Source organism: Flavobacteriales bacterium (assembly GCA_026129465.1).
Lineage (GTDB): Bacteria > Bacteroidota > Bacteroidia > Flavobacteriales_F > PHOS-HE28 > PHOS-HE28.
Window position 1 is genome coordinate 2,084,403 of record JAHCIA010000001.1, and the last position, 22,193, is coordinate 2,106,595.

At 62.5% G+C, this 22,193-nt stretch carries 22 protein-coding genes; 11 read left to right on the top strand and 11 right to left on the bottom strand.

Annotated elements, in window-relative coordinates:
* Positions 1–20: 20 nt before the first annotated feature.
* From KIT10_08980 to KIT10_08990, 3 genes are read left to right on the top strand one after another with little or no spacing between them, the layout of a single operon-like run.
* Positions 21–755, top strand: coding sequence for a hypothetical protein (locus tag KIT10_08980; GenBank protein MCW5899386.1), 735 nt, complete (start codon positions 21–23; stop codon positions 753–755).
* A gap of 20 nt (positions 756–775) precedes the next feature.
* On the top strand, positions 776–1,510 hold the full coding sequence (locus tag KIT10_08985) for a hypothetical protein (GenBank protein ID MCW5899387.1): 735 nt from the start codon (positions 776–778) through the stop codon (positions 1,508–1,510).
* A gap of 20 nt (positions 1,511–1,530) precedes the next feature.
* Positions 1,531–2,259, top strand: coding sequence for a hypothetical protein (locus tag KIT10_08990; protein MCW5899388.1), 729 nt, complete (start codon positions 1,531–1,533; stop codon positions 2,257–2,259).
* Positions 2,260–2,263: 4 nt separating this feature from the next.
* On the opposite strand, the gene alaS is transcribed toward KIT10_08990, so the two are convergent.
* Positions 2,264–4,867, bottom strand: a complete 2,604-nt coding sequence (gene alaS, locus KIT10_08995; GenBank protein ID MCW5899389.1) for an alanine--tRNA ligase — start codon at positions 4,865–4,867, stop codon at positions 2,264–2,266.
* Positions 4,868–5,007: 140 nt separating this feature from the next.
* Between alaS and KIT10_09000 the strand changes: the two genes are divergently transcribed.
* On the top strand, positions 5,008–5,979 hold the full coding sequence (locus KIT10_09000) for a M23 family metallopeptidase (protein ID MCW5899390.1): 972 nt from the start codon (positions 5,008–5,010) through the stop codon (positions 5,977–5,979).
* A gap of 15 nt (positions 5,980–5,994) precedes the next feature.
* Complete coding sequence (locus tag KIT10_09005) at positions 5,995–6,354, top strand: MerR family transcriptional regulator (protein MCW5899391.1); 360 nt, start codon at positions 5,995–5,997, stop codon at positions 6,352–6,354.
* Here KIT10_09005 and rfaD read toward each other — a convergent pair whose 3' ends face one another.
* Positions 6,355–7,323, bottom strand: a complete 969-nt coding sequence (rfaD, locus tag KIT10_09010; GenBank protein MCW5899392.1) for an ADP-glyceromanno-heptose 6-epimerase — start codon at positions 7,321–7,323, stop codon at positions 6,355–6,357.
* A 54-nt stretch (positions 7,324–7,377) separates the two neighbouring features.
* On the opposite strand from rfaD, the gene KIT10_09015 reads away from it, so the two are divergent.
* From KIT10_09015 to fabD, 3 genes are read left to right on the top strand one after another with little or no spacing between them, the layout of a single operon-like run.
* Positions 7,378–7,800 carry a 6-carboxytetrahydropterin synthase gene (locus KIT10_09015; protein ID MCW5899393.1) on the top strand — a complete coding sequence of 141 codons (423 nt, stop codon included), beginning with the start codon at positions 7,378–7,380 and terminating at the stop codon, positions 7,798–7,800.
* Positions 7,781–8,410 carry a GTP cyclohydrolase I FolE gene (folE, locus tag KIT10_09020; protein MCW5899394.1) on the top strand — a complete coding sequence of 210 codons (630 nt, stop codon included), beginning with the start codon at positions 7,781–7,783 and terminating at the stop codon, positions 8,408–8,410. The genes KIT10_09015 and folE overlap by 20 nt, the downstream gene beginning before the upstream one ends.
* A gap of 53 nt (positions 8,411–8,463) precedes the next feature.
* The gene (fabD, locus tag KIT10_09025; GenBank protein MCW5899395.1) at positions 8,464–9,339 is read left to right on the top strand and encodes an ACP S-malonyltransferase; all 876 of its coding nucleotides are present in this window, start codon (positions 8,464–8,466) and stop codon (positions 9,337–9,339) included.
* 9 nt (positions 9,340–9,348) lie between these two features.
* Here the strand turns inward: fabD and KIT10_09030 are convergent, their stop codons facing one another.
* The 6 genes from KIT10_09030 to KIT10_09055 all read right to left on the bottom strand — a co-directional run bounded on the left by KIT10_09030 (position 9,349) and on the right by KIT10_09055 (position 15,526).
* Positions 9,349–10,581, bottom strand: a complete 1,233-nt coding sequence (locus KIT10_09030) for a hypothetical protein (protein MCW5899396.1) — start codon at positions 10,579–10,581, stop codon at positions 9,349–9,351.
* Positions 10,582–10,677: 96 nt separating this feature from the next.
* Positions 10,678–11,427, bottom strand: coding sequence for a histidinol phosphatase (locus KIT10_09035; protein MCW5899397.1), 750 nt, complete (start codon positions 11,425–11,427; stop codon positions 10,678–10,680).
* Positions 11,427–12,491 carry a dTDP-glucose 4,6-dehydratase gene (rfbB, locus tag KIT10_09040; GenBank protein ID MCW5899398.1) on the bottom strand — a complete coding sequence of 355 codons (1,065 nt, stop codon included), beginning with the start codon at positions 12,489–12,491 and terminating at the stop codon, positions 11,427–11,429. Before rfbB ends, KIT10_09035 begins: the two co-directional genes overlap by 1 nt.
* A gap of 135 nt (positions 12,492–12,626) precedes the next feature.
* Positions 12,627–13,928 carry a nucleotide sugar dehydrogenase gene (locus KIT10_09045; protein MCW5899399.1) on the bottom strand — a complete coding sequence of 434 codons (1,302 nt, stop codon included), beginning with the start codon at positions 13,926–13,928 and terminating at the stop codon, positions 12,627–12,629.
* Positions 13,909–14,949: a Gfo/Idh/MocA family oxidoreductase gene (locus KIT10_09050; protein ID MCW5899400.1), complete on the bottom strand. Its 1,041-nt coding sequence runs from the start codon at positions 14,947–14,949 to the stop codon at positions 13,909–13,911. Before KIT10_09050 ends, KIT10_09045 begins: the two co-directional genes overlap by 20 nt.
* A 4-nt stretch (positions 14,950–14,953) precedes the next feature.
* On the bottom strand, positions 14,954–15,526 hold the full coding sequence (locus KIT10_09055) for an N-acetyltransferase (protein MCW5899401.1): 573 nt from the start codon (positions 15,524–15,526) through the stop codon (positions 14,954–14,956).
* Positions 15,527–15,650: 124 nt separating this feature from the next.
* Here KIT10_09055 and KIT10_09060 point away from each other — a divergent pair, with 124 nt between their 5' ends.
* Positions 15,651–16,460, top strand: a complete 810-nt coding sequence (locus KIT10_09060) for a T9SS type A sorting domain-containing protein (protein ID MCW5899402.1) — start codon at positions 15,651–15,653, stop codon at positions 16,458–16,460.
* A 79-nt stretch (positions 16,461–16,539) separates the two neighbouring features.
* Positions 16,540–17,706, top strand: coding sequence for an ATP-binding protein (locus tag KIT10_09065; protein ID MCW5899403.1), 1,167 nt, complete (start codon positions 16,540–16,542; stop codon positions 17,704–17,706).
* Positions 17,707–17,710: 4 nt separating this feature from the next.
* Here KIT10_09065 and KIT10_09070 read toward each other — a convergent pair whose 3' ends face one another.
* The 3 genes from KIT10_09070 to KIT10_09080 form a co-directional block, all read right to left on the bottom strand.
* Positions 17,711–18,703, bottom strand: coding sequence for an SDR family oxidoreductase (locus KIT10_09070; GenBank protein MCW5899404.1), 993 nt, complete (start codon positions 18,701–18,703; stop codon positions 17,711–17,713).
* A 10-nt stretch (positions 18,704–18,713) separates the two neighbouring features.
* Positions 18,714–20,045 carry a UDP-glucose/GDP-mannose dehydrogenase family protein gene (locus tag KIT10_09075; GenBank protein ID MCW5899405.1) on the bottom strand — a complete coding sequence of 444 codons (1,332 nt, stop codon included), beginning with the start codon at positions 20,043–20,045 and terminating at the stop codon, positions 18,714–18,716.
* A gap of 119 nt (positions 20,046–20,164) precedes the next feature.
* On the bottom strand, positions 20,165–21,292 hold the full coding sequence (locus KIT10_09080; protein ID MCW5899406.1) for a DegT/DnrJ/EryC1/StrS family aminotransferase: 1,128 nt from the start codon (positions 21,290–21,292) through the stop codon (positions 20,165–20,167).
* Between the two features lie 134 nt (positions 21,293–21,426).
* Between KIT10_09080 and KIT10_09085 the strand changes: the two genes are divergently transcribed.
* Positions 21,427–22,188 (top strand): hypothetical protein, encoded by a 762-nt coding sequence (locus KIT10_09085; GenBank protein ID MCW5899407.1) that lies wholly within the window; start codon positions 21,427–21,429, stop codon positions 22,186–22,188.
* The last annotated feature ends 5 nt before the right edge of the window (positions 22,189–22,193 follow it).

Genomic DNA, 22,193 nt, shown 5'->3' on the forward strand with positions numbered 1-22,193 from the left:
CTACCTTTCGCGGCACCTCCATGAAGCTCTTCAACAAGGTCCGGCAGCGCTTGCTCGATGAAGGCCGCCTCAAGCGCTACCTGGTCTACGCGGCGGGCGAGATCGTCCTGGTGGTGGTCGGCATCCTCATCGCCTTGCAACTGAATGCCTGGAAGTCCGATGTGAAGGACCGGAGCCTGGAACAGACCTACCTCTGGAACCTGCGGGACGACCTGGTCCTTCAGCAGGAGATCATCGAAGACCAGATCGCCCACGAAGCAAGCAAGGTGGTGCTGGCCGACTCCGCCATGGCCTGCTTCATGAGCGGCTGCCCGCTGGATGTCCTCGAGGACTTGTTGACCGGTGCCGGCAAACTTTACCAGCGCAAGACCTTCATCGCCAATCAACCCACCTTCAACGACCTGGTCTCCTCGGGGAACATGGCGCTCCTGCGGGACGTGAAGGTCAAGGCCGAGCTGATGCGCTATCATCAGGAACTGGAGCTGCAAGCCACCGTGATCAACACGAACAACCGCCTCCTCATCGACCAGCAGTTCGGCCAGAGCATGATGGGGAACGCGCTTGGCTTCGTCCTGAACGAGCATGGTGATGTGGACAACACCCAGCGCTTGAATGGCGCCCAGCGCTATTCGCTGCGCACGCTGTTGCGCATGCGCAAGCGGATCTCGGAACTGCATCGCGACCGCTGCATGGCGTTGCAGGAGCACACTGGGACGATGATAGCCTTGCTCGATATGTCGATCAAACAAGATTGACAAGGTCATTGGATCGGCCCATGAAGCTCTTCAACAAGGTCCGGCAGCGCTTGCTCGATGAAGGCCGCCTCAAGCGCTACCTGGTCTACGCGGCGGGCGAGATCGTCCTGGTGGTGGTCGGCATCCTCATCGCCTTGCAACTGAATGCCTGGAAGTCCGATGTGAAGGACCGGAGCCTGGAACAGACCTACCTCTGGAACCTGCGGGACGACCTGGTCCTTCAGCAGGAGATCATCGAAGACCAGATCGCCCACGAAGCAAGCAAGGTGGTGCTGGCCGACTCCGCCATGGCCTGCTTCATGAGCGGCTGCCCGCTGGATGTCCTCGAGGACTTGTTGACCGGTGCCGGCAAACTTTACCAGCGCAAGACCTTCATCGCCAATCAACCCACCTTCAACGACCTGGTCTCCTCGGGGAACATGGCGCTCCTGCGGGACGTGAAGGTCAAGGCCGAGCTGATGCGCTATCATCAGGAACTGGAGCTGCAAGCCACCGTGATCAACACGAACAACCGCCTCCTCATCGACCAGCAGTTCGGCCAGAGCATGATGGGGAACGCGCTTGGCTTCGTCCTGAACGAGCATGGTGATGTGGACAACACCCAGCGCTTGAATGGCGCCCAGCGCTATTCGCTGCGCACGCTGTTGCGCATGCGCAAGCGGATCTCGGAACTGCATCGCGACCGCTGCATGGCGTTGCAGGAGCACACTGGGACGATGATAGCCTTGCTCGATATGTCGATCAAACAAGATTGACAAGGTCATTGGATCGGCCCATGAAGCTCTTCAACAAGGTCCGGCAGCGCTTGCTCGATGAGGGCCGCCTCAAGCGCTATTTGGTCTACGCGGCGGGCGAGATCGTCCTGGTGGTGGTCGGCATCCTCATCGCTTTGCAGCTCAACGCGTGGAAAGCGGACCAACGGGACCGCCGATCGGAAATGGCCCATCTGGAGAACCTTCGGGAAGACCTGCACTTGCAGCTGGAGGTCATATACGCCCAGATGGTGCACGACACCACCATGACCTTGAAAGCGGATTCCGCGATGGCCTTCTTTTCCGGCGGCATGAGCTTGGAGGACCTGGAGCGAAGGGTCTACGGCAGCCGCTCGTTGGGTTGGCGCAAGACCTTCGTGGCCAGCGATGCCACCTTCAAGGTGCTGCTTTCCACCGGCGGCATGAACCTGATCGGCGATCCCCGGCTGCGCACCGACCTGATGCGCTACCACCAGCAACTGGAATACACCACCCAGGTGATCAACACGAACAACCGGCTGATCGATGATCTGTTCAGCCTGAACGCGGCCAGCAGCGCCCCGAGCTTCTCGCGCGATGCTCAGGGGCGGCTGGAGAACGATGCTGAACTGAGCGGCAAGGATCGGTATCGCCTCTACGAAAGCATCGAGCAGCGTCGTGTCCTCAGCCAGATCGCACTGGGCATCTGCGAGAAACAGCGGATCGCGACGAAGGAGATGATCGCCCGGCTGGACAAGGAGATCGATCCCTGATCGCTCACCCCAGCAGCTCCACCGCCTTGTTCAGCGCCTCGGCCATGCCACCGGGTTCCTTTCCACCGGCCGTGGCGAAGTCGGGTTGGCCACCGCCACCGCCTTTGATCAAGGGACCGAGCTGCTTGATGAGCTCGCCGGCTTTCAGGCCCGTGGCTTCCATGAACGCCTTGCCGAGGGACACGGCGAGCAGCGGCTTGCCTTCGATCACCGAGCCGGCGATAAAGGCAAGATCGGGCTGCTGCTCGCGCAGTTGGTAGCCCAGGTCCTTCAGGCTTTGGGCATCGAGGTCCAAGCGTTCCACCAGGAACCTGGCGCCTTTGCCGTTGGCCTTGGCGTTGGCAGGCAATGAAGCCGCCAGACCCTTCACCTTCTCCTTGGCGAACTTCTCCAACTCCTTGCCCATGGCGGCGTGTTGCTCCACGAGCTTCTCGACGGCCTGCACAATGTCGGCCGGGTTCTTCAGCAGGGTATTGAGGGCATCCAACTTGGCCAGCTTCTCGTCGATCATGCGCTCGGCCTCCACGCTGGTGACGGCCTCGATGCGGCGGATACCAGCGGCCAAGGCGCTCTCACTCACGATACGGAAGGGACCGATGACACCGGTGCGTGGCACATGCGTTCCTCCGCACAGTTCAACACTGGGGCCGAACTTCACCACGCGCACGTTGTCGCCGTACTTCTCGCCGAAGAGCGCCATGGCGCCCATGGCCTTCGCCTCCGCGATGGGCATGTTGCGCTTGTCCTCGAACACGATGTCGTCGGTGATCATGGCGTTCACCTCGCGCTCGATGATGGCCAGCTCCTCGGGCGTCACCTTGGCGAAGTGGCTGATGTCGAAGCGCAGGCGGTCGGGCGCCACGAGCGAGCCCTTCTGCTCCACATGGGTGCCCAGGTGCTTGCGCAGGGCGTGGTGCAGCAGGTGCGTGGCGGTGTGGTTGCGCGCGGTGAGGCCGCGGCGCTGCGTGTTCACCTGCGCGGTGAGCGGCTGGGTCACGTCCTTCGGAAGCTCCTTCGTGAAGTGTACGATCAGCTGGTTCTCGCGCTTGGTGTCGATCACTTCGACCTGGTCCGCGCCCTGGATGAGCCAGCCCTGGTCGCCCACCTGGCCGCCGCCTTCCGCGTAGAAGGGCGTGCGGTCGAGCACGAGCTGGAACTGGTCGCCGCCCTTGCCGGAGACCTTGCGGTAGCGCAGGATGCGGGCCTCCGTGCTCAGTTCGTCGTAGCCGATGAAGGCGGTCTCGCCCTTGCCAAGCTCCACCCAATCACCCGTAGTGACGGCCGTGGCGGCGCGGCTGCGGTCCTTCTGCTTCTTCAGCTCGGCTTCGAAGCCCGCCATGTCCACATCGCGACCCTGCTCGCGGGCGATGAGCTGGGTGAGGTCGATGGGGAAGCCATAGGTGTCGAACAACTCGAAGGCGCGGTCGCCGGGCAATGTGCCTTTGCTTTCGGCGAGCGCTTGTTCGATGCGCTTCGTTCCCTGCTCCAAGGTGCGCAGAAAGGCTTTCTCCTCTTCACCCATCACACTCTCGGTCAGGGCTTGCTGCTTCCTCAACTCAGGGAATTGATCGCCCATCTGCTCGGCGAGCGCGGCAACAAGCTTGTGCATGAACGGCTCATTGAAGCCCAGGAAGCTGTAGCCATACCGAACGGCACGGCGCAGGATGCGGCGGATGACGTAGCCTGCCCCCGTATTGCTGGGCAACTGACCGTCGGCGATGGCGAAGGCGATGGCCCGCAGGTGATCGGCGCAGACGCGCATGGCGATGTCGGCCTTCCCGTCCCTGCCATACGCCTTCCCACTCTGCTTCGCGAGAGCCTGGATCAGCGGCTGGAACACATCGGTGTCGTAGTTGCTGCGCTTGCCCTGCAGCACCATGCACAGGCGCTCGAAGCCCATGCCGGTGTCCACGTGCCGGGCGGGCAGGGTGTGCAGCGAGCCGTCGGCCTTGCGCTCGAACTGCATGAACACGTTGTTCCAGATCTCGATCACCTGCGGGTGGTCGCGGTTCACCAGTTCGCGGCCGGGCTTTGCGGCCTTCTCCTCCGCCGTGCGCACATCCACGTGGATCTCCGTGCAGGGGCCGCATGGGCCGGTATCGCCCATCTCCCAGAAGTTGTCCTTGCGGCTGAAGGGCAGGATGCGCTCGGCGGGCAGATATTTCAACCAGAGCTGGCGGGTCTCCTCATCGGCCTCCAGTCCATCCTTGGCGTCACCGCCGAAGTAGGTGACGTAGATGCTGTCCGTGTCGATCTTGTATTCGTCCACCAGCAACTCCCAGGCCCACTGGATGGCTTCGGCCTTGAAGTAGTCGCCGAAGCTCCAGTTGCCGAGCATCTCGAACATGGTGTGGTGGTAGGTGTCGATGCCCACCTCCTCCAGATCGTTGTGCTTGCCCGAGACGCGCAGGCACTTCTGCGTGTCGGCGATGCGCTTGTGCTTCGCTTCGCGGTTGCCCAGGAACAGGTCCTTGAACTGGTTCATGCCCGCATTGGTGAACATGAGCGTGGGGTCGTCCTTGATCACCATGGGGGCGCTGGGCACGATGGTGTGGCCGCGTTGGGCGAAATGGTCGAGGAACTTCTGGCGGATCTGTCGACTGGTCAGCATGACGAAAGGCCCCTGTGAGGCGGCGCAAAAGTACCGGATGGCCCTGCCCATGATCCACATTCTTTAACAGGTAGCGCGCTGGATCATCCTACCCCGGCCGGACATGGCGGCTATCTTCGCCTGCCTCCGCGTTCACCATGGCCGAGCTCAAATACCGCTTCAATCCCGACACGCTCAATTTCGAGCGCATCCGGTTGTCGGCCTGGCAGAAGACCAAACGGGTGGCCCTGCTGCTCCTGCCGGGCCTGCTGGTGGGCATCATGGGCATCATCCTGGCCTACCAGTTCGTGGACAGTCCGAAGGAGGCCGCCATGCGCCGCGAGAACCAGCAACTGGTGGTACAATATGAATTACTGAACCGCCGGCTCGCCGAACTCGAGCGCGTGATGGGCGATGTGCGCCGCCGCGACGACAACCTCTACCGCGTGATCTTCGAGGCGGACCCGCTGCCCGAGAGCATGCGCATGGCCGGTGCCGGTGGCGTGGACCGCTATCGTGGACTGGAGGGCTTCACCACCAGCGACCTGGTGATCGCCACCGTTCGCCGGCTGGACAAGCTGTCCCGCCAACTGGTGGTGCAGTCGCGCTCCTTCGACGAGGTGGCCGCCATGGTGTTGCGCAAGCAGGACATGCTCGCCAGCATCCCTTCCATACAGCCGGTGGCCAACCAGGACCTCACGCGCACGGCGGGCGGCTTCGGCTGGCGCATCCACCCCATCCACAAGATCAACAAGTTCCACGCGGGCATGGACTTCACCGCCAAGCCCGGCACACCCATCTACGCCACAGGCGATGGCACCGTGGTGGCCGCGGAATACACCACCAACGGCTACGGCCTGCATGTGGTGGTGGACCATGGCTACGACTACCGCACGCTCTATGCGCACCTGAGCAAGCTGGAAGTGAGAAGGGGCCTCAAGGTGAAGCGTGGCGACCTGCTGGGGCAGGTGGGCAATACCGGCCTGAGCGCCGGCCCCCACCTGCACTACGAGGTGCACAAGGGTGGTGAACCCGTGGACCCCGTGAACTTCTTCTTCAACGACCTGAGCCCGGCGGAGTACGCGCTCATGTTGGAGATCTCGCGCAACGCCGGACAGTCGCTCGACTGATACCTTTGGCGGAGCATGCCCTTGAAGGAGAAGTCCATCACCAAGCTTTACTGGACCATCGGCGAGGTGGCCACCGAGTTGGGTGTGAACACCTCCACGATCCGCTACTGGGAAAAGGAATTCGACGGGCTGCGCCCCAAGCGCACCGGGCGCGGCGATCGCTTGTACACGGAGAAGGAGATCGAGCGGCTGCGGCGCATCCAGCACCTGGTGAAGGAGCAGGGCTACACGCTGCAGGGCGCGCGCGAGCGGTTGCGCGACGGCGATGCGCCCACCCCGCCGCCGTGCCTGGACACACGGACCGAATTGCGCGACAGGCTCCTTGGTCTGCGTGAGGCCCTTGTGGCGCTGCGGGATTCGCTCCGATCCGCGTGATCAGAGATAACGGGCCCGCATCAGATACTCCCTGACGTAGTCCGCCACGCCTTCCTCCAGGGTGGTGAAAGGCGCCGCATAGCCGATGCCACGCATCTTGGACATGTCCGCCTCGGTGAAGTACTGGTACTTGTCGCGGATGTCGGCCGGCGTGTCGATGAAGGAGATGCGCTCCTCCTGCCCCATCGCGACGAAAGTGGCGCGGGCAAGATCAAGGAACGTGCGCGCCTGGCCGCTGCCCAGGTTGTAAAGGCCACTGTGCTTGCGGTGCTCCAGCAGGAACAGGCACACGGCGCACACATCCTTCACGTACACGAAGTCGCGCAGCTGCTCGCCGTCCCGGAAGTCGGGCCGGTGACTGCGGAAGAGCTTCATGCCGCCCGTATCGCGGATCTGGTTGAAGGCGTGGAACACCACGCTGGCCATGCGGCCCTTGTGGTACTCGTTGGGGCCGTACACATTGAAGAACTTCAGACCGGCCCAGAAGAAGGGCCGGCTTTCCTGCGCCAGTGCCCAGATGTCGAAGTCGTTCTTGCTCTCGCCGTAGGGGTTGAGCGGTCTCAAACGTTGCGGCAGCGTGTCGTCGCGATCGCTGTAGCCCAGTTCGCCACCGCCATAGGTGGCCGCGCTGGAGGCGTAGACCAGGGGGATCCCGTACTTCACGCAGGCCTGCCACATGCGCTGGCTGTAGCCCAGGTTCAGTTCGTCGAAGATGCTCTTGTCGAACTCCGTGGTGTCCGTGCGGGCACCGAGGTGGAAGACGAACTGCACCAGCTTCTCGTTCGCATCCAACCAGGCGAAGAAGTCCCTGCGGTCCACCTTGGCGGTGAGCGGTTTGCCGTGCAGGTTGGGGGCCTTGTCCACGCGGGAGAAATCGTCCACCGCCACGATGTCCTGCCAGCCCTGACGCGACAATTCACCCACCAGGGCGCTGCCGATGAAACCCGCCGCTCCGGTCACCACGATCATGCGGCGAAGGTAGATGCACTTGCTGACGCGCTCCTACCTTTGACCGGCATGCCGATCGTCCACATCACGCGCCGCGAGCGCTTTTCGGCTTCCCACCGCCTGGCCCGCCCGGATCTGAGCGATGCGAAGAACCTGGAGATCTTCGGCAAATGCTCCAACCCCAACGGCCACGGGCACAACTACGTGCTTTGGGTCACCGTGAGCGGCGAGCAGGACCCCGCCACCAGTTTCGTCACGGACCTGGGCCTGCTGAGCCGCATCATCAAGGAGCATGTGATCGACCACCTCGACCACAAGAACATCGACGTGGACGTGCCCTTCATGAAAGGCCGGTACAGCAGCACCGAGAATCTGTGCGTGGCCATCTGGGAGCAGTTGGAAGGCCCCGTGCATGCCCTTGGCGTTACCCTGCGCACGGTGAAGGTGGAGGAGACCGAGAACAACTATGCCGAATACCATGGTGAGCAGGGAGCATGAGCCCTCCGGGGAAGGTTACGAGCGGATCGAGCAGTACGATCCCGCGTTGCTCGAACGCATCGCAGGACATTATGCCGGGATCCTGGAAGCCATCGGCGAGGATCCGCTGCGCGAGGGATTGAAGAAGACCCCCGAGCGTGTGGCCAAGGCGCTGCAATATCTCACCCACGGCTATGACCTCGATCCGGCTGCGATCCTGCGCAGCGCCCTGTTCACCGAGGATTACAGCCAGATGGTGCTGGTGAAGGACATCGAGGTCTACTCGATGTGCGAGCACCACATGCTGCCCTTCTTCGGCAAGTGCCAGGTGGCCTACATCCCCAATGGCCGCATCACCGGGCTGAGCAAGATCCCACGTGTGGTGGACGCCTACGCGCGGCGGTTGCAGGTGCAGGAGCGGCTCACCAATGAGATCCGCGATTGCCTGCACGACACGCTGGAACCGCTGGGCGTGGCCGTGGTGATGGAATGCGACCACCTGTGCATGCGCATGCGCGGTGTGCAGAAACAGAACTCTGTCACGACCACTTCAGCATTCACCGGCATCTTCCTCACCGACAACCGCACGCGCGAAGAATTCATCCAGTTGATCGGGAGGAGGTTGCATTAGCCGCGAGGTTGTACGTCGATCGACCGTTCCACGAAAGCCAATAAAAGCGAACCATGACCGCATACGTATTCCCCGGCCAAGGCAGTCAGTTCCCCGGCATGGGCAAGGACCTGTACGATGCCGACCGCAACGCGCGCATCTGGTTCGAACACGCCAACGATGTGCTGGGGTTCAACCTCACCCACGTGATGTTCACCGGCAGCGAGGCCGATCTGAAACAGACCAAAGTGACCCAGCCGGCGATCTTCCTGCACAGCGTGGTGAAGGCCAAGGTGCTGAACGACGCTTTCCGGCCCGCGATGGTGGCGGGCCATTCGCTGGGCGAGTTCAGCGCGCTGGTGGCCGCGGGAGCCATGGAGTTCGCCGATGGATTGAAGCTGGTGGCCGCCCGCGCCAACGCCATGCAGAAGGCCTGCGAGCTGGAACCCAGCACCATGGCGGCGATCCTGGGACTGGAGGATGAAAAGGTGGAGGAGATCTGCAGGACGATCCCCGGTGTGGTGGTGCCGGCCAACTACAACTGCCCCGGCCAGCTGGTGATCAGCGGCACGGTGGAAGCCGTGAACGCCGCCTGCGAGGCCCTGAAGGCGGCAGGTGCCAAGCGTGCAATGGTGTTGCCTGTGGGCGGCGCCTTCCACAGCCCGCTGATGGAACCCGCCCGTGTGGAACTGGAAACGGCCATCGAATTCACGCCCATCGTGGACCCGCGCTGCCCCGTGTACCAGAACGTGGACGCCCGCCCGCACACCGATCCCGCCCGCATCAAAGCCAACCTCATCGCGCAGCTTACCGCGCCGGTGCGCTGGACGCAGACCATGCGCAACATGCTGGCCGCCGGCACCAACAAGGTGGTGGAGGTGGGTCCCGGCAACGTGCTGCAGGGGCTCTTCAAGAAGATGGACCGGGAGTTGGATACGAGCGCGGCCTGAGCTTGCGCATCACGGGACCACGATGCGCGACACTTCTCCGCGCACGCGTACCAGCAGCAGGCCTTTCAGGTCTCCGCGCAGTGGGATCGCCAACTGGTCCGAGCTCGTCCTTCGCGTGAGCACGAGCCGCCCGGTGGTGTCCAGGATGACCACTTCACCCAACGGCCCACCATCGCCGGTGTGTATGTGAATGGCGCCGTACCCGAGCTCCACAACGAAGCCGGGCGCGGCAGCAGGCGCATGGATCCCTGTTCCGATGTCGGCACAAGGCGCATGGAAGCTGAACGGCAACAACACGGGCAGGCTCCAGCTCACGGGCAGTGACGGCCCAGGCATCATGCCCTCACCCGTGACGGAGTAGACCAGCGCTCCTTCGGTCGGTGGTTGCTGCGGCACTACATCGATGTGGTAGTCGCCCGGCGGCAGGCAGGCGGTGGCCCACACGTACTGCGCTTCCGAGGTGAGTTCGAACTGTCCCTGTGCCACCACCTCGTCAGGGCCGTATATCAGCCAATTGAAGGTGCCCAGGGCGATGCCGCCACCCGTGTTCATCAACTGGGGATGGATGGTGGCGCAGGGCGCCGGTGGGCAGATGGTGAACGGACCTTCCCAGGCACAGGCGAACTCCGTGGTGAACAAGGTCCAGAGCTCCAGGTGGCCCATGACCTCGCCCTCCGGCATGGACACACCATCCATGATCCGCATCACATGCCAGCTCTCCGGTCCGATGCCGAAGAAGTCCACGGTTTCCTTGGCCAGTGTGTCGCCTTGCAGGTTGAAAAGGATGAAACCGGGATAGTCGAAGAGCACGGCCCCATCATTCTGCACATGTACCACGAGCGCGGTGTCCGAGAAAGGATGCCAGCGCACCGAGATGAGCTCCAGCCCATCGCACGGCAGGCCGCCACCCGACACGCTGAAGAAGTGCTGTGGCACCGGGGCGAAGTCGCCCACGAACTGTCCGTCGATGATGATCTCGTACCCACCTGCAGGGAGTGGTCCGATCGGCACGTACTCCGTGTGCGGCACGATCACCGTGGCGCCTCCGGGGTCCGCCGCCGCGATGGAGATGGTCACCACGCCCGCCGAGACATTGGCCGTTGCCGAGACGACATACGCTCCCGTGCTCGCCAAACCGCCAGTGAGCGCGATGGTGATCGCGTCCTGCGTGGTCGGCGCCGGCGGGACCACGGCAATGGCGTCGATGTAGAAGAAGGTCTGGGCACTCAGGAACGAGGCCATGGACCAACTGATGATGGCGAGTAGGCTGCGGTGTACCATGGATGACGGGTCTTGCAGCCAAGACAGCGCGAGCGATGGGAATGTTGCCTGCGAGGATCAGAGCACGCTGTTCAAAAGCTTCCCGCTCGCGATCAATTTGTGCAGATGGGGCCGCATGAGCGTGTTCCGGATGGCCTGCACATGGTTCATGTTGTGGCAGTCGCTGCCCAGCAGTTCATAGTAGCCCGCGTCGATCATGCGTTCGGCGAGCTGCTTGGTCTGCGGGCCGTAGGCGCCGGAAAGCGCCACCAGATTCAACTGGAACAACACACCGCGCTCCTTCAATTCGGTGAACTTGCCGAAGTCGCTGTACCAGAAGCTGTATCGCTCGGGATGGGCCAGCACGGGCCGGTAGCCCTGGGTCTGCATCTGGAAGACCACCTGCCGCAACATGGCCGGTTCACCGATGAATGGCAGCTCGAACAGCAGCAGCTTGTCGCCGAAGGTGAGCACCGTGCCCTTGTTCACCTGCTCCTCCAGGGCGTGGTCCAGGTAGTACTCGGCCGCGGCGTCCACTTCGATGTCGAGCCCCACGAGGCGCACCTCGGCACGCAGCTTCTCCAAGCCGCCCAGGATGATCTCCGGCGTGTTCTTGTAGCCGTCGGCCATGCTGTGCGGCGTGGTGATCACCTTGCGGTAACCAAACTCCCGCATGGCGGTGAGCAGCTCGATGCTCTGCTCCAGGTTCTGGGCCCCATCGTCGATGCCCGGAATGAAGTGCGAATGCACGTCGCATCCCAGCACGGAAAGATCCGCCGGGCCAAGGACCGGTTCGCGCTTCCTGAAAAGGCTGCCCAAGAGGCCCATCAGCGTTGCGCGTAATGCGCCTGATAATACTGCTGGTAGGCCCCGCTGGTCACGTGCTCCAGCCATTCGGTGTTGGCCAGATACCAGTCCACCGTACGCTCCAAGCCAATCTCGAAGGTGATGCTCGGCTTCCACCCCAGCTCACGCTCGATCTTGCCCGCATCGATCGCGTAACGCAGGTCGTGCCCGGCACGGTCGGTGACGTAGGTGATCAGTTTGGCGCTCTCCCCTTCCGCACGGCCCAGCTTCTTGTCCATGATGGAGCAGAGCAGGTGCACGAGATCGATGTTCTTCCACTCGTTGTGACCGCCGATGTTGTAGGTCTCGCCGTTCACGCCGGCGTGGAATACCGTGTCGATGGCCGATGCATGGTCCTCCACCCACAGCCAGTCGCGCACGTTCTCGCCCTTGCCGTAGACCGGCAGCGGCTTGCTCGTGCGGATGTTGTTGATCATGAGCGGGATCAGCTTCTCGGGGAATTGGTGGCTGCCGTAGTTGTTGCTGCAATTGCTGACCACGAAGGGCAGCTTGTAGGTATTGCCATAGGCGCGCACGAAATGGTCGCTGCTGGCCTTGCTGGCGCTGTAGGGGCTCTGTGGATCGTAGGGCGTGGTCTCCAGGAAGAGGCTGTCATCGTGGAGGGACCCGTACACCTCATCCGTGGAGACGTGGTAGAAGCGCTTGCCCTCGAAGGCGCCTTTCCAGGCTTCGCGTGCCGCGTTCAGCAGGTTCACCGTGCCAATGACGTTGGTGGTGACGAAGCTCATCGGATCCGTGATGCTGCGGTCCACATGGCTCTCCGCGGCGAGGTGGATCACATCGGTGATGCCATGATCGGCGAAGACCCTGCGCATGGCCTCCGCATCGCGGATGTCGGCACGAACGAAGACGTAGTTGGACGCGCCCTCCACATCGCGCAGGTTCTCCAGATTGCCCGCGTAGGTGAGCAGGTCGAGGTTGATGATGCGGCAGTGCGGGTACTTCGTCACGAAGCGGCGCACCACATGGCTGCCGATGAAGCCGGCACCACCGGTGATGAGGATGTTGCGGGAGGGGGAGTTCATGGGGAATACCACAGCGGTGAGGAGACACAAAGTTCACAGAGAAGCGACCGGCGAGCTGCCATCGAACCATCGAAGGACGCACGCACATTGCTCCGTGCTTCTCTGCGCCCCTGTGCCTCCGTGGTCCTCATTCCCTTACAAGCTCCAATACCTCAAGTCCTTCACCTTGTTCCGGAACACGCCCTTCAGGTCCACCAGCAGGCCCTTGGGCTTCAGCATGCCCTTGAACCACTGTTCGTCCTTGGCGGCGTATTCGGCGTGGTTCACCGCCACGATGATGGCATCGTAGGGGCCATTCATCTCGGGCGCCAGGTCGTAGCCATACTCGTGCTTCACTTCGGCGGGGTCGGCATGCGGGTCGGTCACATCCACCGTGCAACTGAAGCTCTTCAACTCGTTGATCACGTCGGTCACCTTGCTGTTGCGGATGTCGGTGACGTTCTCCTTGAAGGTGGCGCCCATCACCAGCACACGCGCATCGGCGGGGTTGGTGCCACCGCTGATGATGCGCTTCACCGTCTGCTTGGCCACGTAGCCGCCCATGCTGTCGTTCACGAAGCGGCCGGCATCGATGATCTGCGCGTGGTAGCCCAGTTCCTTGGCCTTGTACACCAGGTAGTAGGGATCCACCCCGATGCAGTGGCCGCCCACCAGACCCGGCTGGAACTTGAGGAAGTTCCACTTGGTGCCCGCGGCCTCCAGCACATCGTAGGTGTTGATGCCCATGCGGTTGAAGATGATCGAAAGCTCGTTGATCAGGGCGATGTTCACATCGCGCTGCGTGTTCTCGATGATCTTGGCGGCCTCGGCCACCTTGATGCTGGCGGCGCGGTGCACACCGGCCTTCACCACCAGCTCGTAAACTTTAGCGATCAGCTCGGCGCTCTCGGGATCGCACCCGCTGCTCACCTTCACGATGCTGCTCAGCGTGTGCTCCTTGTCGCCGGGGTTGATGCGCTCGGGGCTGTAGCCCACCTTGAAGTCCTCCACGAACTTCAGCTTGCTGAGCTCTTCGAGGATGGGCACACAGTCCTCCTCGGTGCAGCCGGGGTACACGGTGCTCTCATACACCACGTAGTCGCCCTTCTTCAGCACCTGGCCCACGGTCTTGGAGGCACCGATCAGCGGTGCGAGGTCGGGGATGTTCTGGCTGTCGATCGGCGTGGGCACGGCCACGATGAAGAACTCCACGTCCTTCAGGTCGTTCAGGTCCGCCGTGAAGTGGATGTCGCAGCCTTCGAACTCCTCGGGGCCTAGCTCGTTGCTGGGGTCCTCGCCGCGCCGCATCATGTCCACGCGCTGCTGGTTGATGTCGAAGCCCACCACCTTGATCTTGCGGGCGAAGGCCAGGGCGATCGGCAGGCCCACGTAGCCCAGGCCGATCACGGCCAGTTTGGCGTCCTTCTTCAGGAGCCGGTCATACAGACTGCTGCTCATCCCTCTTCTGGTAAATGCGTTCGATGATCTCCACCACCTTGAGGCCCTCCAGGGCATTGGTGGTGAGGGTGGTGCGCCCCTTCAGGGTGTCCACCACATTGTCGATGATGTAGCCGTGGTTGTTGGCGCTGCCCTTGTAGGCCCCGTAGTCGTTGGCGGGGTTGGTGGGCGCCAGTTCCGGCATGGTGTATCCGTCGATGTGGCAGTACTCCACCTGGTCCATGTACTGCCCGCCCACCTTCACGCTGCCCTTGCTGCCGATGATGGTCATGCTGCTCTCCAGGTTCTTGTCCCACACCGCTGTGCTGTAGTTCAGGCAGCCCATGCCGCCGTTGCGGAAGCGGAAGGTGACCAGGCCGCTGTCCTCGAAGGCGGTGAGGTCCTGGTGGCTGAAGTCGGCGAACTTGCCCTGGATGTCGTTGATGTCGCCGAACAGCCAGTACATGATGTCGATGAAGTGGCTGAACTGGGTGAAGAGCGTGCCGCCATCGAGATCGGCCGAGCCTTTCCAGCTACCCGGCTTGTAGTAACGGGCATCGCGGTTCCAGTAGCAGTTCACCTGCACCAGGTGGATCTCGCCCAGGGTGCCGTTCTCCACCACATCCTTCAGCCACATGCTGGGCGGGCTGTAGCGGTTCTGCATCACCCCGAACACGGTGCGGTGCACCTGCAGGGCCTTGTAGATCACCGCCTCACAATCGGCCTTGGTGAGGGCCATGGGCTTCTCGCACACCACGTGCTTGCGGTATTCCAAGGCCTTCAAGCTCTGCGGAGCATGCAGGCCGTTGGGGGTGCAGACGTTCACCACATCGATGCCGGGCACCTCCTTCAGCATGGTGTCCATATCGGCGAAGAGCGGCGCGTCCAGGCGCTCCAGACCAAGGTCCTCCCGGGGACGTGTGTCGCACAGGGCCACCAGTTCGCACTCGGGGTGTCGGCTCACCATTTCCGCATGGCGCTTGCCGATGTGGCCGCAGCCGACGACGGCGAAGCGGATCTTTTGTTCTGGAGGAAGCGCCATGGTCTCAGGATATGCGGGTCACTCGTCCTACGGCCAACCGATACCGCTGCCCGCTCTCCGGACATTCGGCCTCACCCGCCTCGTTGAAGGTGAGCTTGTGGCCGTACTCGCTCATCCAGCCGGTCTGGCGGGCGGGATTGCCCACCACCAGGGCGTAGGCGGGAACGGTCTTCGTCACCACGGCCCCGGCGCCGATGAAGGCGAACTCGCCGATATCGTGCCCGCAGACAATGGTGGCGTTGGCTCCGATGCTGGCCCCGCGCCCCACCCGTGTCTTGGCGTATTGCTCCCGACGGGCCACGGCGCTGCGCGGATTGGTCACGTTGGTGAACACCATGCTGGGGCCCAGGAACACATCGTCCGCACACTCCACGCCGGTGTAAATGCTCACGTTGTTCTGCACCTTCACGTTGCGGCCCAGCTTCACGCCGGGACTCACCACCACGTTCTGCCCGATGTTGCAGTTCTCCCCGATCTCGCAGCCCGGCATGATGTGGCTGAAGTGCCAGATGCGGGTGCCGGCACCGATGGCGCAGCCTTCGTCGATGACGGCGGTGGGGTGGGCGGTGTACGACATGCTTGAAAGCGGGCCGCGAAGGTACCGAAGGGGGGCGTACCTTGGCAGGGCAGCGTTCTCGGCGCACCGCTCGTCCACAGGTCACCATGCCATGACCCGTCAACGGAATTTCTTCCTTTCATGCTTGGCATTCCCCCTGCTGGCGGTATCGCAGGGTCTGACAAGAGGCGAAGTCTTTGACTTCGAGCCGGGCGATATGTTCCAAAGCCGGTTCCATGCTTATGGCCTTTCACCTACTGGACCACCCACCTATTGGACGGATTCCGTGCTGAGCAAGACCTGGTCCATGGGATGGGATACGGTCTCCTATACCATCCATCGCCACACCTACACCCCGCCAGCAGGCCCTGGTCTGCCCCCATTCACGCATGACACGTTGATCACCCGCGCATACGGCGACCTCACCAGCTTGGCCGGCCACTTCCAACTGCCCTGGCCCTGCCTACCCATTCTGGACTCACTGGGGTCAGATGCCGCGCTCTGTGGGCAGGAAGTGTGGGTACAGTACGTTGCGGGAGACACATGTTTTGAATCCGACACCTGGACTACCACGCTGGTAAGAGGTTGCGGCGGCCCCTACTATTGGAGACTACAGCCCGCCGGTCCCTACCACATGGTCCATGAGCTGGTCTATTACCACAAAAATGGTGTGGGGTGCGGGGAACTGCTCACCTCGGTCGGTGATCCCCATGGAGAGATCCGCTTGCCCATTACCCTCCACCCCAATCCCGGCACCATCTTCCAGCTCACTGGGATCGGCCATCGACCAGCACTGATGCGCTTGCTGGATATGCAGGGCCGCACGATGCGCAAAGGCATACCCGTCACCGAATATGCCCCGGTGGATGTTGGTGACCTTCGGCCCGGAACCTACTTGTTGGAGCTACGGCTGGCCGATGGGCGGCGCGAGGTGTTAAGGTGGGTGCGGGAGTGAGCATACATCAAGCTGGCTCGGAGCGGCAACCAACCTTCCCTGCAATTCTAAAGTTTAACTTTACATTTACAGGGTTCAATTGACCTACGTACGGCATATCACCAACCTAGCCCTCGACCGCCTGCGCAACAGGCCGGTGGTGGCGATACTGGGTGCCCGGCAGGTGGGCAAAACAACGCTTTCCCACCAGTTGGTGAAGCAACTGGGCATGCCCAGCGTGCGGCTCGACCTGGAGGACCCCGATGACCGTGCCGCGCTCCGCGACCCCAAGCAATACCTGCTGGCGCATGCGAACGATCTGGTGGTGATCGACGAGGTGCACCGCATGCCCGACCTGTTCCCCTTGATCCGCACCTTGGTGGACCGCGATCGCCGCCCGGGCCGATTCCTGCTGTTGGGGTCCAGCTCGCCAGTGATCATCCGGCGCGCTTCCGAATCCCTTGCCGGCCGGGTCGCCTACCTGGACCTCCTGCCCTTTTCGGTGCATGAGGTGCCTGCCAAGGGCACCGACCGGCTATGGCTGCGCGGCGGTTTCCCGGAGGCCTACCTTGCCGATGATGATGCCAAAGCCTTCCGCTTCCTGAACGAGTTGATCCGATCATTCATAGAGCGCGACCTGCCCGAGCTGGGACTGCAGGCCAGGACCTCCAACACCGAGCACCTGCTCCGCATGCTGGCGCACATGCATGGCAACCCGCTCAATATGGCGATTCTGGGGAAGTCGATCGGCCTGAGCACACCCACCATCAGGCACTATCTCGACTTCTTCGGGTCCTCCTACTACACGTTCACACTGCCGGGCTACTACACCAACCTGCGCAAGCGCCTCACCCGCGCACCAAAGATCTATCTCTCCGATAGCGGCGTCCTGCACAGGCTGCTCAGCATCCGTACTGCCGAGGACCTCTTCGTCCATCCCCAGCGCGGTCACTCCTGGGAAGGCTTTGTGATCCAACAGGTGCGTAGCTGGTTGATGGGCGAGGCCCAGCTTCACTACTTCCGCACCCAGGACGGGGCTGAACTGGATCTGGTGATCACCCAGAGCAACAAGGCCATCGCCGCCTTGGAGATCAAGACCACCAACAACCCCACATTGAGCAAGGGCAACCTGCTGGCCTTCGAGGCGGTGAACGCGCCGCTTCAATTGGTGGTCACACCCAGTGCCAAGGACCACCCCTATGGCGACGGCATCGAAGTGTGCTCGCTGGCCACGCTTTGGAAGAGGCTGGAAAAGGTGGTGAAGTGAGCCCTCACTTCCGCACATACCCCTCGAACGAGAAGTGCTCCTTCTCGTTCAACTCCTCCGGAGTGAGGCTCTTGAAGTATTCGTAGGTGATCTTCAGCCCTTCGGCGCGGCTCACCTTGGGCTCCCAGCCCAGCAGCTTCTTCGCCAGGGTGATGTCCGGCTGACGCTGCATGGGATCGTCCTTGGGCAGCGGCTTGTAGATCACCTTCTGCGTGGTGCCCGTGAGTTTGATGATCTCCTCGGCGAACTGCGCGATGGTGATCTCGCCGGGGTTGCCCACGTTCACGGGGCCGGCGTAATCGCTGAGCAATAGTCTGTAGATGCCTTCCACCAGATCGTCCACATAGCAGAAGCTGCGCGTCTGTGAACCATCACCGAACACGGTGAGATCCTCGCCGCGCAGGGCCTGGCCGATGAAGGCGGGCAGCACGCGGCCATCGTTCAAACGCATACGCGGGCCGTAGGTGTTGAAGATGCGCACGATGCGCGTCTCCAGCCCGTGGTAGGTGTGGTAGGCCATGGTGATGGCCTCCTGGAAGCGCTTGGCCTCGTCGTACACGCCACGCGGGCCGATGGGGTTCACGTGGCCCCAGTAGTCCTCCGTTTGCGGGTGTACCTGCGGATCGCCGTACACCTCGCTGGTGCTGGCCACCAGGATCCGCGCACCCTTGTTCTTGGCCAGGCCCAGCAGGTTGTGCGTGCCCAAGCTGCCCACCTTCAGCGTCTGGATGGGGATCTTCAGATAGTCGATCGGCGAGGCGGGTGATGCGAAGTGCAGGATGTACTTCAGCTCACCGGGCACATACACGAACTTGGAAACGTCGTGGTGGTAGAACTCGAACCGCTCCAGCTTGAAGAGGTGCTCGATGTTCTTGAGCCGTCCGGTGATGAGGTTGTCCATGCCGATGACATGGTAGCCCTCCTGGATGAAGCGGTCGCAGAGGTGCGAGCCGAGGAAACCCGCGGCACCGGTGATGAGGACGCGTTCGCGTGGCATGTTCGGTACTTCAGGCGTTCACGGGCTTCTTCGCCCCCACGGTCTGCCGGCCCACGCTCACATAGGTGAAGCCGAGCTTATCCATCTCGTCGAGGTCGTACAGGTTGCGGCCGTCGAAGATGACCTTCTCCTTGAGCAGATCGGCCACACGCTTGAAGTCCGGCGTTCGGAACAAGGCCCACTCCGTGGCGATGATGAGCGCATCCGCACCCTTCAGCGCTTCGTACTCATCCTTCGCGAAGCCGATCGCGTCGCCCTTCAGCTTCTTCACGTTGGCCATGGCCTCGGGGTCGAAGGCGGTGACTGTGGCGCCTGCCTTCAACAGCTCGTCGATCACATACAGGGCTGGCGCCTCGCGGATGTCGTCCGTATCCGGCTTGAAGGCCAGCCCCCATATCGCGAAGTGTCTGCCTTTGAGATCGCCGAATTGGGCCTTGATCTTGGGGATGATGGAGGTCTTCTGACCTTCGTTCACATCCATCACGGCCTTGATGATCTGGAACTCGTAGCCGGCGTCATGACCGCTCTTGGCCAGGGCCTGCACATCCTTGGGGAAACAGCTGCCGCCGTAGCCGATGCCGGGGAAGAGGAAACGCTTGCCGATGCGCGTGTCCGTACCGATGCCGATGCGCACCTTGTCCACGTCGGCACCCACCCGCTCGCAGAAGTTCGCGATCTCGTTCATGAAGGTGATCTTGGTGGCGAGGAAGGCGTTGGCGGCGTACTTGGTGAGCTCGGCGCTGCGCTCGTCCATGAAGATGATGGGGTTGCCCTGGCGCACGAAGGGCTTGTAGAGGTCCTCCATCACCTTGCGGGCACGTTCACTGCTGGTGCCCACCACCACGCGGTCGGGTTTGAGGAAGTCGTCCACGGCGAATCCTTCGCGCAGGAACTCGGGATTGCTCACCACATCGAAGAGATCCTCCCTGGCATGCTTCGCCAGCGCGGCATGCACCTTCTCGGAGGTGCCCACCGGCACGGTGCTCTTGTCCACGATCACCTTGTAGTCGGTGATGATCCTGCCCAGATCATCGGCCACGCCAAGCACATATTTCAGGTCGGCGCTGCCGTCCTCGCCCGGTGGCGTGGGCAGGGCCAGGAAGATGATCCGTGCGTCCTTGATGGCGCTGGCGAGATCGGTGGTGAAGCTCAGGCGGCCCTGCCGGATGTTGCGCTCGAAAAGCACGTCCAGATGCGGCTCGTAAATGGGCACCTTGCCATCCTTCATCATCTGCACCTTGTTGGCATCGATGTCCACACAGACCACGTGGTTGCCGGTCTCGGCGAAGCAGGTGCCTGTCACGAGGCCCACATATCCGGTGCCTACTACTGCGATGTTCATTGATGGGGAAGTTGAGCGGTTGTCAGTTGTTCGTTGTCAGTTGTCGGTCATACTGCCGATCCGCGGGTGTGCCACGCGCGTGGGCACCGAGAACCGACAACCGGGAACTGACAACCCTGTCATGCGAAGAAGCTCTTCACCGAAGCGGTGATGTGCGTGAGTTGTTCGTGGTCGAGCTCGGTGCTCATGGGCAGGCTGAGCACCTCGTCCATCAGCCGTTCGGTGATGGGCAGGTCGCCGCGCTTGATTCCGTATCCCTCATAGGCCTTCTGCAGGTGCAGCGGCACGGGGTAGTAGATCATGGCGGGCACCCCATGCTTCTCCAGGTGGGCACGCAAGGCATCGCGGTGGCCACCGGTGATGCGCAGCGTGTACTGGTGGAAGACATGCGTGCTATCAGCACTGCGTTCGGGGGTATGCACATGCTCCATGCCTGCGAAAGCCGCATCGTATGCATGGGCCACGGCTTGGCGGGCCTTGCCATAGTCGTCCAAGCGGCGCAGCTTGATGCGCAGGATGGCGGCCTGCATGCTGTCCAGGCGGCTGTTCACGCCCACCACATCGTGGTAATAGCGCACCTCGCTGCCATGGTTGCACACCTGGCGCAGGCGCTTGGCCAGCGCATCGTCATTGGTGAAGATGGCCCCGCCGTCGCCGTAGCACCCCAGGTTCTTGCTGGGGAAGAAGCTGGTGGTGCCGATGTGGCCGATGGTGCCGGCCTTCCTCACGGAGCCATCGGGGAAGGAGTAGTCGCTGCCCACCGCCTGGCAGTTGTCCTCGATCACATGAAGGCCGTGTTCACGGGCGATCTCCATGATGGTGGCCATGTCGGCCGTTTGGCCGAAGAGGTGTACCGGCACGATGGCCTTGGTGCGCGGCGTGATCTTGCGGCGCACATCCTCCGGATCGATGTTGAAGGTGCCGGGCAGCACTTCGGCGAAGACCGGGTGCAGGCCCAGCAGCGCCACCACTTCCACCGTGGCCACGAAAGTGAAACTGGGGGTGATGACCTCATCGCCGGGTTTGAGGTCCAGCGCCATCATGGCGATCTGCAGCGCGTCGGTGCCGTTGGCGCAGCCGATGGCATGCTTGGCGCCCAGGTATTCCGCCAGCTCCTTCTCGAAGTTCTTCGTCTCCGGGCCGTTGATGAAGGCGGCGCTTTCCATCACGCCGAGCACGGCGCGGTCCACCTCTTCCTTGATCTTGTGGTATTGGCCGACGAGGTCGACCATTTGAATGGGCTTCATGCTGGGCGTGGGCCGCCGGCATGCGCCTTCCGCGGACCGGGCGCGAAGATAGCCACCTGATGCCGCCGCCTTCGGGCGTTCCCATCGCGCGGTGCAGCGCTTCCTGAGGGCCGGTGCCCGATTAACTTCGCCGCGTGCCGCGCCTTCTTCTCCTGCTTCTTTCCGCACCGGTCCTGCTGCTTTCGGGGCCGTGTTACGCACAGGGCAACATCCGGGATACGACCATCGCGCTGGTGGCGGTGAACGCCGGTTATGCCTACCAACTGCCCGGTGGCGACCTGGCCGATCGCTTCGGCCCCAACAGCAATGTGGGGCTGAACGCCTGGCGCAAGAACAAGCACAACTTCCTGTGGGGCCTGGAAGGCGGTTTCATCTTCGGCGACCAGGTGCGCGAGACCGGCCTGCTGCGCAACGTGATCAACAGCCAGGGACAGATCGTGGACCAGGACGGTGTGATGGCCGACGTGTTGCTCTATCAGCGTGGCTATACCATCATGGCCATCGGCGGCAAGATCATGCCCATCGCCGGGCCCAACCCCAACAGCGGCATCATGCTCAAGGTGGGTGCGGGCTACATGCGCCACAAGATCCGCATACAGACCCAGAAGAACGAGGTGCCCAACCTGCAGGACGACTACCTCGAGGGCTACGACCGCCTGGCCGCCGGGCCAGTGGCCATGCTCTACGTGGGCTACCAGCACTTCGGCAACAACCGCATGATCAACTTCCACGCGGGCTTCGAGATGACCCTGGGGGTCACACAGCCTCTGCGCGCCTACAACTTCGACACGCAACGCGCCGAGACCGACACGCGCCTGGACAATCTATCGGGCATCCGGGTGGGCTGGACATTGCCCATCTATAAGCGCGTGGACGACCGTTTCCATTTCTACTGAGGCCC